Here is a 12,139-nt window from a genome sequence, read left to right on the forward strand (position 1 = left end):
AATCACGAGGCGCTGAAGCCCAATAAAACCGGGGCCTCCAGCATCGTCAATTTTTTGGAGACATCGCCGCCTTGTCCGTAACCATCCGTAACACGCGTTCGTTTTGCCACTACATAATCAGTAATTTTCACTAAAAAACCGCTCGATTTTGTCATTACCACTACATTTCGCCCAACCCGCGTAATAGACATATCTGCAACTGACAGCCGGCACCTGAGGCCGTTACAATTGTCGACTTTGTCGCAACGCTTGGAGCTCAACCTTCCGTGCCCGTTCTGCGTCTACCGCTTCTCCCTGCCGCGGCAGGTAAACAGCACTGGGGCAACCTGCCCGGTGCCGCCCTGAGCCTGGCCATCGCCGAGGCCGCCAGCGCTGCCAAGCGCTTTACCCTGCTACTGACCGCCGACAGCCAGAGTGCCGAACGGCTGGAACAGGAGCTGAGTTTCTTCGCCCCGGATTTGCCTGTCCTGCATTTCCCCGACTGGGAAACCCTGCCCTACGACCTGTTCTCGCCACACCAGGACATCATCTCTCAGCGCATCGCCAGCCTGTATCGGTTGCCGGAGCTTGCGCATGGCGTGCTGGTCGTGCCGATCACCACGGCCCTGCACCGCCTGGCGCCGACCAAATTTCTGCTCGGCAGCAGCCTGGTGCTGGATGTCGGCCAGAAGCTTGATGTCGAGCAAATGCGCACCCGGCTAGAAGCCACCGGCTATCGTTACGTCGATACAGTCTATGAGCACGGCGAATTCACCGTGCGCGGCTCGCTGATCGATCTGTTCCCGATGGGCAGCAAACTGCCCTTCCGTATCGATCTGTTCGACGACGAAATCGAAACCCTGCGTACCTTCGATCCGGAAAACCAGCGTTCCATCGACAAGGTGGACACCGTTCGTCTGCTGCCGGCGCGGGAGTTCCCGCTGCAAAAAGACGCGGTCACCCGTTTCAAGGCGCGCTTTCGCGAGCGTTTCGATGTCGACTTCCGTCGCTGCCCGATCTTTCAGGATTTGAGCAGCGGGATTACACCGGCGGGTATAGAGTACTACTTGCCGCTGTTCTTCGACGAAACCTCCACGCTGTTCGATTACCTGCCCCAGGACACACAAGTGTTCTCTTTGCCGGGCATCGAACAGGCGGCAGAGAATTTCTGGAACGACGTGCGCAATCGTTACGAAGAGCGTCGCGTCGATCCGGCCCGTCCTTTATTGCCACCGGCCGAGTTGTTCTTGCCCGTGGAAGATTGCTTTGCCCGCCTGAAGAGCTGGCCCCGTGTGGTTGCCAGTCAACAGGACGTGGAAACCGGTGTCGGCCGCGAGCGCTTCCCGGCTCAGCCGCTGCCGAACCTGGCCATCGAAGCCAAGGCCACTCAGCCGTTGGCGGCTCTGGCCGGTTTCCTCGACGAGTTCCCCGGCCGCGTGCTGTTTACCGCCGAGTCCGCGGGCCGCCGTGAAGTGCTGCTGGAATTGCTGGAGCGCCTGAAGCTGCGACCGAAAACCGTCGACAGCTGGCCAGACTTTGTCGCGAGCAAGGAGCGCTTGGCGATCACCATCGCGCCGCTCGACGAAGGTCTGTTGCTGGACGATCCAGCGCTGGCCCTGGTCGCTGAAAGCCCATTGTTCGGCCAGCGCGTGATGCAGCGCCGCCGTCGCGAGAAACGCGCTGACGCCAACAACGATGCAGTGATCAAGAACCTCACCGAGCTGCGCGAAGGCGCGCCGGTTGTGCATATCGATCATGGTGTCGGCCGCTATCTGGGGCTGACGATCCTGGAAATCGATAATCAAGCCGCCGAATTCCTGACCCTTGAATATGCCGAGAACGCCAAGCTGTACGTCCCGGTCGCCAACCTGCACCTGATCGCCCGTTACACCGGCAGCGACGATGCCTTGGCGCCGCTGCACCGCCTCGGCTCCGAGACCTGGCAGAAAGCCAAACGCAAAGCCGCCGAACAAGTGCGCGACGTGGCCGCCGAGCTGCTCGACATCTACGCCCGTCGCGCCGCTCGCGAGGGTTATGCCTTCGCCGACCCGAAAGCCGATTACGCGACCTTCAGCGCCGGTTTCCCGTTCGAAGAAACCCCGGATCAGCAGACCACCATCGAAGCGGTGCGCGCCGACATGCTCGCGCCGAAACCGATGGATCGTCTGGTCTGCGGCGACGTCGGTTTCGGCAAGACCGAAGTGGCGATGCGCGCGGCGTTCATCGCAGTGCATGGCGGTCGTCAGGTGGCGATTCTGGTGCCGACCACCCTGCTCGCCCAGCAACATTACAACAGCTTCCGCGACCGCTTCGCCGACTGGCCGGTGAGCGTGGAAGTGATGAGCCGCTTCAAGTCGACCAAGGAAGTCAACGCCGCGGTCGCGGACTTGGCCGAAGGCAAGATCGACATCGTCATCGGCACACACAAGCTGCTGCAAGACGACGTGAAGATCAAAAACCTCGGGCTGGTGATCATCGACGAAGAGCACCGCTTCGGTGTCCGTCAGAAAGAACAGCTCAAGGCGCTGCGCAGTGAAGTCGACATCCTGACGCTGACCGCTACGCCGATTCCGCGCACGCTGAACATGGCGGTGTCGGGCATGCGTGACCTGTCGATCATCGCCACGCCACCGGCCCGTCGCCTGTCGGTGCGCACGTTCGTCATGGAGCAGAACAAGAGCACGGTCAAAGAGGCCCTGCTGCGTGAGTTGCTGCGTGGCGGTCAGGTCTACTACCTGCACAACGACGTGAAGACCATCGAGAAATGCGCCGCCGACCTCGCCGAACTGGTGCCGGAAGCGCGGATCGGCATCGGCCACGGGCAGATGCGTGAACGCGATCTCGAACAAGTGATGAGCGACTTCTACCACAAGCGCTTCAACGTGCTGATCGCCTCGACCATCATCGAGACCGGCATCGACGTGCCGAGCGCCAACACCATCATCATCGAGCGCGCCGACAAGTTCGGCCTGGCGCAGTTGCACCAACTGCGTGGCCGAGTGGGTCGCAGCCACCACCAGGCGTATGCTTACCTGCTGACACCGCCGCGCCAGCAAATCACTCCCGACGCAGAAAAGCGCCTGGAAGCGATCGCCAATACCCAGGACCTCGGCGCGGGCTTCGTGCTCGCCACCAACGACCTGGAAATCCGTGGTGCCGGCGAACTGCTGGGCGACGGTCAGAGCGGGCAGATCCAGGCCGTCGGTTTCACGCTGTACATGGAAATGCTCGAGCGCGCCGTGAAGTCGATCCGCAAGGGCGAACAGCCGAACCTCGATCAACCGCTGGGCGGTGGTCCCGAAGTCAATCTGCGTGTACCGGCGTTGATTCCCGAGGACTATCTGCCGGATGTTCATGCTCGATTGATTCTCTACAAACGCATTGCCTCGGCCACCGATGAGGAAGGCCTCAAGGACCTGCAAGTTGAGATGATCGACCGTTTCGGTCTGCTGCCAGAGCCGACCAAGAACCTGGTGCGGATCACTGCACTGAAATTGCAGGCCGAACAACTGGGCATCAAGAAAGTCGACGGCGGTCCGCAAGGCGGAAGAATCGAGTTTGCGGCCCAGACCCCGGTCGACCCGCTGACACTGATCAAACTGATCCAGAGCCAGCCCAAACGCTACAAATTCGAAGGCGCCACAATGTTCAAATTCCAGGTACCAATGGAGCGCCCGGAAGAACGCTTTAATACTATAGAAGCGCTATTCGAGCGCCTCATTCCGACCACTGCTTGAAGGACGCCGCATGCGCCTGTTTCGCTCACTGACCTTGTTGTTGACGTTGTTGATGTCACTGCTCGCCCCCACGGCGTTTGCCGATGATCTGTATCAGGTTGAAATGATTCTGGTGCGGCAAAACACCGTGCCCGCCATCGTCAGCCGCGCCGCGCCGGAAGACTGGGATGCCGGTGCTCAACGCATCAGCCCCGACAGTTTTCGCACGCCGAGCCTTAATCCCGAGGTGGAAAAGCTCACCGCCAGCAATGAATACACCGTGTTGTTGCACAAGGCCTGGCAACAAACGCTCGGCGAAGAAGCCAGCAAAGTCGCGATCAGCGAAGGCACCGAACAGTTCGGGCAGTTCCCGATCGAGGGCACGCTGAGCCTGAAATTGGGGCGCTTCACCGACGTCGATGCCGACTTCTGGGTCAACAAGATTGATGCCAACGGCCTGGTCACCGCCAGCGAACGCCTGAAGCAGGAAAGCCACACCAAGAACGGTCAGCTGAACTTCCTCGACAACGGCCACCTGGGCCTGCTGATCAAGATCACCTCGCTGACCGCCCCTGCGCCTCGGCCAGTCCCTGATGTAATTCCGGACTGATTGAAGCCCTTATGTCCTCCGCGACCCTGAGCAAACCCCTGGCAACATCCTGGGTCAGCCGATTCAAGGAACAGAGCCTGGAGCGTGGCCGCCGCTACGCTCTGGAGAACCGCGTCAGGATCGTCGAAGTCGGCGATGCCACCATCACCGCCAGTTGCGAAGGCTCTGGCGGTAACGTTTACCGTCAGACCATTCGCCTGCGCGAGTCGGCCAAAGGCACCTTGCTGATGATCGACGCCACGTGCACCTGCCCGGTTCATAGCAACTGCAAACATTGCGCGGCGGTGTTGCTGCAAGTGCAGGAAACCCTTGCTTATCCGGCGGCTGCCAAAGACGCTGAACTGCTGGAAAAACTTCAGGCTGTACTGGAAAACCGTAGCCCCAAAGCGCCGCCGCAAGTGTTGGTGGACAACGTGCAACCGGTGCCGCGCCTGTGGCTGGCGAGCATTGAGTTCAGCGCCTTCGAACCGCGCAACGGCAAGATGCAGCGCTACATCCAGCATCGAGCGGCGCTGTCCTTCAGCTATCTGGATGAATACGTCAGCGGACAGAAAAACACTGACATCCTGATTCGTCAGGAGACGCAGACGTTGCGGATAAAACGCCACCCAGAAGTCGAACAAGCCTACAGGGAGCAGTTGCGAATCCTCGGCTTCAAGATCGCCACCCGACAAAGCAAGGCCTTGCCGGAAAGTGCCGGCGAACTCTACGAGATGGTCAACGACAGCGCCTGGCTGACCTTCACCCTCAACGAGCTGCCGAAGCTGCGCACCCAGGGCTGGGAGTTACAGATCGATGAGGATTTCGGCTTCGACCTGACCGCCGTGGACGACTGGTACGCCACTGTCGAGCAGGCACCTGAGCGCGACTGGTTCGACCTCGAATTGGGGATCATCGTCAACGGCGAACGGCTGAGCCTATTGCCGATTCTGTTGAACCTGATGCGCTCCCACACCGAGCTCCTCAACCCGGAACGGCTCGCCCGACGTCGCGACGACGAACTGATTCTGGTGAACATCCCGCAGCGCCGTAGCACCGACCAAGGCCCATTGCAGGTCGCCCTGCCCTTCGGCCGTTTGAAACCGGTGCTGGCCACCCTCGGCGAGTTTTATCTGCAAGAGCCCGGCGAAACCACGCTGCGCCTGAGCAAGGCCGACGCCACACGATTGAATCCGCTGGAAGGTCTGCCATTGCTTTGGGAAGGTGGCGAGCAGATCCGCACCTTTGCCCAGCGCCTGCGCGACATCAAGGACCATACCGCCGCTGCACCCGAAGGTTTGAATGCCACCCTGCGCCCATATCAGCTGGAAGGCCTGAGCTGGATGCAGTCGTTGCGGCAACTGGAAGTCGGCGGGATTCTCGCGGACGACATGGGTCTGGGCAAAACCCTACAGACCCTGGCGCATATTCTCAGCGAGAAGAACGCCGGGCGCCTCGATCGGCCGTGCATGGTGGTCATGCCCACCAGCCTGATCCCCAACTGGCTCGACGAAGCGGCGCATTTCACGCCGCAGCTCAAAGTGCTGGCGCTGTACGGTGCCAGTCGCAAAAAGCATTTCGCGCACCTGGCCGATTACGACCTGATTCTGACCACCTATGCGCTGCTGCCCAAGGACGTCGAACGCCTTGCCGCACAACCGTTTCATGTACTGGTGCTGGATGAAGCGCAGTACATCAAAAACCCCAACAGCAAAGCTGCCCATGCTGCCCGTGAGCTAAATGCTCGCCAACGTCTATGCCTGAGCGGCACGCCGCTGGAAAACCATCTGGGCGAGCTATGGTCGCTGTTCCACTTTTTGCTGCCCGGCTGGCTCGGTGACGTGAAAAGCTTCAACCGCGATTACCGCGTACCGATAGAAAAGCGCGCCAGCGAAGTAAGGCTTCAGCACCTCAACGGTCGGATAAAACCGTTCCTGCTGCGCAGAACCAAGGAACAGGTGGCCACCGAACTGCCGCCCAAAACCGAGATCATTCATTGGGTCGAACTCAACGAAGCCCAGCGCGACGTATACGAAACCATGCGCCTGGCCATGGACAAAAAAGTCCGCGACGAAATCACCCTCAAGGGCGTGGCGCGCAGTCAGATCATCATCCTTGAGGCGCTGCTGAAGCTGCGCCAGGTGTGCTGCGATTTACGCCTGGTCAACGACGCCGCCCTGCCCGCGCGCGGCAGCACCTCCGGCAAGCTTGATAGCCTGATGGAAATGCTGGAAGAGTTGTTTGAAGAAGGTCGGCGGATTCTGCTGTTTTCGCAGTTCACCTCAATGCTGTCGTTGATCGAGGACGAGCTGAAAAAACGCGGTGTGGCGTATGCAATCCTGACCGGACAAACCCGCGACCGACGCACACCGGTGAAAGAATTCCAGAGCGGCAAGCGTCAGATCTTTCTGATCAGCCTGAAGGCTGGTGGCGTAGGACTGAACCTGACCGAAGCCGATACGGTGATTCACTATGACCCTTGGTGGAACCCTGCGACAGAAAATCAGGCGACTGATCGTGCCTATCGCATTGGTCAGGAGAAGCCGGTATTCGTCTACAAGATGATTGCCAGGGGCACGGTGGAAGAGAAAATTCAGCATCTGCAGAAGGAAAAATCCGATCTTGCCGCTGGCGTGCTGGATGGGCGCAAGGCCGGGGACTGGAAGTTGCAGAGCGATGATATCGAGGCGTTGTTTGCGCCGTTGCCGGAGAAAATTGATAAGTAGCGTCGATGTGTAGATTGCCTTCGCGGGCAAGCCTCGCGTCTACAGGAAATCACTTTACCTGTGGGAGCGTGGTTTGCCCGCGATGGGGTCGACTCGGTTTAACGGTCTATCAACCTTTCAACACCCGCGCCAACGTCGACTTCACCTTACCCATCCCGTCATGCAATGCCTGTTCGATCTCGGCCATGGTGATCACCGCTGTCGACTTGCCCGCCGCCGGGTTCACCACCAGCGCCAGACAGGCGTAATCCAGTTCCAGCTCACGCGCCAACGCTGCCTCCGGCATGCCGGTCATGCCGACGATGTCGCAACCGTCACGTTCCAGGCGCGCAATTTCAGCGACGGTTTCCAGACGCGGTCCCTGGGTGCAGGCGTACACGCCATGGCTGCTGTAGCCAACCCCTTCAGCCGCCAACGCCGCAATCAATTGCTGACGCAGGGCTTCACTGTAGGGATAGCTGAAATCGATGTGCGTGACCTGCTCCAGGTCATCGGCGAAATAGGTGTGTTCGCGACCGCTGGTGTAGTCAATCAATTGGTGCGGAACGCAGAAATGTCCGGTGCCCATCGCGGCATGAATCCCGCCCACGGCATTGACCGCGAGAATCGCTTCGGCGCCGGCCTGCTTCAAGGCCCACAGGTTGGAGCGATAGTTCACCTGATGCGGCGGAAAACGATGTGGGTGCCCGTGACGCGCGAGAAACAGTACTTCCTTGCCGGCGTACTCACCGATCTGCACCTCGGCCGAAGGCGCGCCAAAAGGTGTGTCCACCGCCAATGACTGACGAATGCTCAGGCCTTCGAGTTGAGTCAGGCCGGTGCCACCGATAATCGCGTAAACCGTCATTACGAAAAATCCTTAATCAATCAATTGAGCTTCTTTGAGCGCGCCGATGGCCGCCAGCCAGCGTGGGTCTTGACGGTATTCGGTGCTGGCGTACGCCTGCCCACGCATCCGCGCAATACGCGCCGATGGTTTGACCTTCAAACGCTGGGCGGCGCTCAACGCCAATTCGGCAGCCGCGCGATCGTTGCACACCAGGCCCATGTCGCAACCGGCGGTCAATGCAGCTTCGATGCGACTGGCGGCATCGCCGACCACGTGCGCACCGGCCATCGACAGGTCGTCGCTGAAGATCACACCATCGAACTGCAGCTCGCCGCGCAGGATGTCCTGCAACCAGCGACGGGAGAAACCCGCAGGCTGGGAATCGACTTGTGGATAAATCACATGAGCGGGCATGACGGCAGCCAGTTGCTTGCTCAATCGCGCGAACGGCACCAAGTCGTTGGCGCGGATATCATCGAGGCTGCGCTCGTCGTTGGGAATCGCGACATGGGAATCGGCCTCGGCCCAGCCATGACCGGGGAAATGCTTGCCGGTGGCGGCCATTCCGGCGCTGTTCATGCCGCGGATGAATGCACCGGCGAGCAAGGCGGCGCGCTCGGGATCACCTTCGAACGAACGGGTGCCAACCACCGCGCTGCGCTGGTAATCCAAGTCCAGCACCGGGGCGAAACTCAAGTCGAGACCGACCGCGAGCACTTCGGTCGCCATGATCCAGCCACACTGCTCGGCCAGGTATTCGGCATTCGGATTGTCGGCGATGGCGCGCATGGCTGGCAGTCGCACGAAGCCCTGACGCAACCGCTGAACCCGACCGCCCTCTTGATCCACCGCCAGCAGCAGATCGGGACGAATGGCGCGGATCGAAGCGCTCAACTCGCGCACTTGACGCGAATGTTCGATGTTGCGGGCAAAAATGATCAGGCCGCCCACTTCGGGCTGGCGCAACAATTGGCGATCTTCAGCCGTCAGCCAGGTACCGGCGACGTCCACCATCAACGAGCCTTGCAGGCCAGCAGTCATAGAGATTCCTTGATTACGATAAACCCGGCTCGCACGAATTCGCCGCCATGGGCTGAGCCCGGCAGGTCGGCGATATCAATGAGAAGCGGATTCAGAACGAGAGTCGGCATGGGCGGCTAGCTTAGCGGATGTCAGCTGCCGCGCCCACCCGTGTGCGGTTAAACCTTGGCGGCGACCGGGGCCGATTTGCTGCGTGGACGCAACTGCGCGGTGGCCATGGCAGTGTCGGTGACGCCGGTTTCGGCCCGCATGCCTGCGGCCAGGAACGGCACCATCAAACGCATCACCTGCTCGATGGAGGTGTTGACGCCGAAGTCGGTCTCGGCGATCGCACGCAAGGCCTTGATCCCCGACATACTGAACGCCGCGGCACCGAGCATGAAGTGCACACGCCAGAACAATTCGATCGGAGGAATGCGCGGTGCGGCCTCGTTGACCAGCATCATGTAACGGCGGAACACCTTGCCGTACATATCTTCCAGGTAACGACGCAAGTGCCCTTGGCTCTGACTGAACGCCAGCCCCAGCAAACGCATGAAAATAGACAAGTCGTTGCCGCTGCGTGGCTGCACCACCAAGGCCTGCTCGACAAGGATCTCCAGCAGCTCTTCAAGGGTCGGCTTGTTCTCGGGCTTGGCCTGACGGCGCTCCAGCTCTTTTTCGAGACTGAGGCAGAAAGGTCCGAGAAAACGCGAGAAGACCGCCTGAATCAGCGCCTTCTTCGACCCGAAGTGATAATTCACCGCCGCCAGATTGACACCGGCCTTGCTGGTGATCAGACGCAATGAGGTTTCAGCAAAACCTTTTTCCGCGAACAACTGCTCGGCAGCATCGAGAATGCGTTCAACGGTTTCCGACTGGGCCATGGCTACTCCGCCTGACAAACACTTGTTTGAAACATACGTTTCAGCCTTGGCCTTGTCAAGTCTGGCGGTTCGTTTTGGGAATGGTCGGTCAGGTATTTAACCATACAACAGTGGCGCTTCAATCAGCGAGCGAAATGACCGTCCAGCGGCCGATAAAAAAAGGGGCATTGCCAAGACCCGTTCACTGTATATAATCCCAGTCACTGTATAAAAAGACAGAGCGATCAATATGCTAAAGCTGACGCCACGCCAAGCAGAGATTCTGGCCTTCATCAAACGTTGCCTCGAAGACAACGGCTACCCGCCGACCCGCGCGGAAATCGCTCAGGAACTGGGGTTCAAGTCGCCCAATGCGGCGGAGGAACACCTCAAGGCGCTGGCCCGCAAGGGAGCGATCGAGATGACCCCGGGCGCTTCCCGCGGCATCCGCATTCCTGGCTTCGAAGCCAAGGCCGACGAGTCCAGCTTGCCGATCATTGGCCGGGTGGCTGCCGGTGCGCCGATCCTCGCCCAGCAGCACATCGAAGAATCCTGCAACATCAACCCTTCGTTCTTCCATCCTCGCGCTGACTATCTGCTGCGGGTCCATGGCATGAGCATGAAGGACATCGGTATTTTCGACGGCGACCTGCTCGCCGTCCATACCACCCGTGAAGCCCGTAACGGTCAGATCGTGGTGGCGCGGATCGCCGACGAAGTGACCGTCAAACGCTTCAAGCGCGACGGCAGCAAGGTCTGGTTGATTGCCGAAAACCCTGAATTCGCCCCTATCGAAGTCAACCTGAAAGATCAGGAACTGGTTATCGAAGGCTTGAGTGTCGGCGTGATTCGCCGCTAAAGGAGGCTTTATGCAGTTCCCACATACCTCACAGCAAGCCCAACTGCCGTTGTTTGAGGCGTTCATGGCACAGCCATTGGCGCCGATCCTGAAAGATGTGGTCGAATCGCCCTGGAGCGCCGAGCCCGAAGTCTTCAGCGAGCTATCACTGCGCGGCGCGGCCGGGAACTGCCTGAACCTTCTGGCACCGATTCTCAGGGAACTGAGTCAGGATCAGGATGCACGCTGGCTGACACTGATCGCCCCGCCCGCTAGCCTGACACAAGCCTGGTTACGGGACGCCGGTCTGAACCGTGAGCGCATTCTGCTCCTGCAACCGCGCGGCACGCAGAGCGCTCAGCAGTTGACCTGCGAAGCCTTGCGACTTGGCCGCAGCCATACGGTAGTCAGCTGGCTTAACCCGCTGAGCACAACGTCGCGACAACAGTTGATCAGCGCCGCCCGTATCGGGGATGCGCAAAGCCTGAATATTCGACTGGGTTAACTGACAAACACTGTGCGCGCTGAACAGCGCGGGGCTTCTCCAGGGATAGAGAAGCCAATCTGTAGTGGTATCTGAAGAATCCGACGGGCGGGATCAATGAAGAACCCGTGTCCCCTCTTCCTTATCAAATTCGCCTTCAACCAGGCGTCCTGCCATCTGAACACCGACGCTCAACATCGCCTTGGCGACTTCGACATGCTGGCCTTGCAGGAAAACCTTGGCATCCTCGGAGAAATCCAAAGTAACCAGAGAACCCTCGTCCTCGGCCCTGCGCAGCTCGATTCGGCCGTCTGGTAACTCGACAATTTCTAGAAAGGACGTTGGCATAAAGGTCTGTTCTCCACGAAAGGCGGGGATTATATAGGCATCAGCCAAGCTTCGCTCGGGATCTTGACCAAATGCCATCACGAAGAGAAATTTCTGACATCACTCTTCCTTGAGCGGCCCCACCCCTAAACACTCAATCTTTCAGCACTCGTTCAATCCTTCGCGAAACCGAATCGCCAGACCTTTAAGGTTCTGACGCCAGCTCTCCAGCTCTTCCCGACTCAGCTCTTGCGGCGCCTCATCTTCATCCAGATTAACAGCCTGGATTAGCGGCTGCGTCACATCGCCCTTGGGCTTGTGCGGAACGCGAGGCGGCTGAAACAATGCGGCGTGTGCCGACAGCAGCTTGGCCAGCCAGGTTTCAGGGTTTTGCGCCAGCTCGACCATCTCGGCCATTTCCGGAATAGCGATGGTTTCGAGTACTTCGCGGGCCAGCAGCATCTCTGCCCGCGGCGCATTGGCTTGAGGCAGTCGATAGAAACCGGCGATTTCATGGCACAGCCCCAACAGCGCACCGTACAGGTGAAACAACGCTGATTCGCGTCCGGCCTGAATCAGCGCCAGGGAGTTCATCGCCCGCCCCTCTTCGGCTTTGGCGAGCGCTTCCAGCGACAGGCCGGCGAAATAAATCTTCTGGTTGGTACGGGTATAGAGTTCGTGGGCCATGACGGCAGCCTCCACAACGAAATAATTGCTTCACGCAGGTCAGACAGTGTCGTGGATCACCTGAGCTTCCCGCAAGCC

General features: G+C 59.5%; 10 protein-coding genes. 5 read left to right on the forward strand and 5 right to left on the reverse strand.

The window, feature by feature from the left end; all coding sequences use genetic code 11:
- Positions 1 to 266 precede the first annotated feature (266 nt).
- Genes mfd through AB3226_RS04660 form a run of 3 tightly spaced genes read left to right on the forward strand, consistent with a single transcriptional unit; the run spans position 267 to position 7,010 of the window.
- Positions 267 to 3,716, forward strand: a complete 3,450-nt coding sequence (gene mfd / locus AB3226_RS04650) for a transcription-repair coupling factor (RefSeq protein WP_367372209.1) — start codon at positions 267 to 269, stop codon at positions 3,714 to 3,716.
- A gap of 10 nt (positions 3,717 to 3,726) precedes the next feature.
- Entirely contained in the window at positions 3,727 to 4,305 is a 579-nt protein-coding gene (locus AB3226_RS04655; RefSeq protein WP_367372210.1) for a CsiV family protein, read from the forward strand.
- A gap of 11 nt (positions 4,306 to 4,316) precedes the next feature.
- Positions 4,317 to 7,010 carry an SNF2-related protein gene (locus tag AB3226_RS04660; RefSeq protein ID WP_367372211.1) on the forward strand — a complete coding sequence of 898 codons (2,694 nt, stop codon included), beginning with the start codon at positions 4,317 to 4,319 and terminating at the stop codon, positions 7,008 to 7,010.
- A gap of 109 nt (positions 7,011 to 7,119) precedes the next feature.
- Here the strand turns inward: AB3226_RS04660 and AB3226_RS04665 are convergent, their stop codons facing one another.
- The 3 genes from AB3226_RS04665 to AB3226_RS04675 form a co-directional block, all read right to left on the reverse strand.
- The gene (locus tag AB3226_RS04665; protein WP_367372212.1) at positions 7,120 to 7,857 is read right to left on the reverse strand and encodes an S-methyl-5'-thioinosine phosphorylase; all 738 of its coding nucleotides are present in this window, start codon (positions 7,855 to 7,857) and stop codon (positions 7,120 to 7,122) included.
- A 12-nt stretch (positions 7,858 to 7,869) separates the two neighbouring features.
- Entirely contained in the window at positions 7,870 to 8,880 is a 1,011-nt protein-coding gene (gene nagZ, locus AB3226_RS04670; RefSeq protein WP_367372213.1) for a beta-N-acetylhexosaminidase, read from the reverse strand.
- A gap of 158 nt (positions 8,881 to 9,038) precedes the next feature.
- Positions 9,039 to 9,746 carry a TetR/AcrR family transcriptional regulator gene (locus AB3226_RS04675; protein WP_258621106.1) on the reverse strand — a complete coding sequence of 236 codons (708 nt, stop codon included), beginning with the start codon at positions 9,744 to 9,746 and terminating at the stop codon, positions 9,039 to 9,041.
- Positions 9,747 to 9,975: 229 nt separating this feature from the next.
- Between AB3226_RS04675 and lexA the strand changes: the two genes are divergently transcribed.
- Both lexA and sulA read left to right on the forward strand, forming a co-directional pair.
- Positions 9,976 to 10,584 carry a transcriptional repressor LexA gene (lexA, locus tag AB3226_RS04680; protein ID WP_367372214.1) on the forward strand — a complete coding sequence of 203 codons (609 nt, stop codon included), beginning with the start codon at positions 9,976 to 9,978 and terminating at the stop codon, positions 10,582 to 10,584.
- A 10-nt stretch (positions 10,585 to 10,594) separates the two neighbouring features.
- Complete coding sequence (gene sulA, locus AB3226_RS04685) at positions 10,595 to 11,068, forward strand: SOS-induced cell division inhibitor SulA (RefSeq protein ID WP_008073066.1); 474 nt, start codon at positions 10,595 to 10,597, stop codon at positions 11,066 to 11,068.
- A gap of 93 nt (positions 11,069 to 11,161) precedes the next feature.
- On the opposite strand, the gene AB3226_RS04690 is transcribed toward sulA, so the two are convergent.
- Positions 11,162 to 11,395, reverse strand: coding sequence for a hypothetical protein (locus tag AB3226_RS04690; RefSeq protein WP_367375751.1), 234 nt, complete (start codon positions 11,393 to 11,395; stop codon positions 11,162 to 11,164).
- Positions 11,396 to 11,536: 141 nt separating this feature from the next.
- Positions 11,537 to 12,061 carry a DUF6586 family protein gene (locus AB3226_RS04695; protein ID WP_367372215.1) on the reverse strand — a complete coding sequence of 175 codons (525 nt, stop codon included), beginning with the start codon at positions 12,059 to 12,061 and terminating at the stop codon, positions 11,537 to 11,539.
- Positions 12,062 to 12,139: the final 78 nt, after the last annotated feature.

It is taken from the genome of Pseudomonas lini (assembly GCF_964063345.1).
GTDB classification, from domain to species: domain Bacteria; phylum Pseudomonadota; class Gammaproteobacteria; order Pseudomonadales; family Pseudomonadaceae; genus Aquipseudomonas; species Aquipseudomonas lini_B.

Coding starts and splice junctions, on each gene's coding strand:
- lexA (WP_367372214.1), top strand. CDS start 9,976: ATGCTAAAGCTGACGCCACGCCAAGCAGAGATTCTGGCCTTCATCAAA.
- AB3226_RS04655 (WP_367372210.1), top strand. CDS start 3,727: ATGCGCCTGTTTCGCTCACTGACCTTGTTGTTGACGTTGTTGATGTCA.
- AB3226_RS04675 (WP_258621106.1), bottom strand. CDS start 9,746: ATGGCCCAGTCGGAAACCGTTGAACGCATTCTCGATGCTGCCGAGCAG.
- AB3226_RS04660 (WP_367372211.1), top strand. CDS start 4,317: ATGTCCTCCGCGACCCTGAGCAAACCCCTGGCAACATCCTGGGTCAGC.
- AB3226_RS04665 (WP_367372212.1), bottom strand. CDS start 7,857: ATGACGGTTTACGCGATTATCGGTGGCACCGGCCTGACTCAACTCGAA.
- AB3226_RS04695 (WP_367372215.1), bottom strand. CDS start 12,061: ATGGCCCACGAACTCTATACCCGTACCAACCAGAAGATTTATTTCGCC.
- sulA (WP_008073066.1), top strand. CDS start 10,595: ATGCAGTTCCCACATACCTCACAGCAAGCCCAACTGCCGTTGTTTGAG.
- AB3226_RS04690 (WP_367375751.1), bottom strand. CDS start 11,395: ATGCCAACGTCCTTTCTAGAAATTGTCGAGTTACCAGACGGCCGAATC.
- nagZ (WP_367372213.1), bottom strand. CDS start 8,880: ATGACTGCTGGCCTGCAAGGCTCGTTGATGGTGGACGTCGCCGGTACC.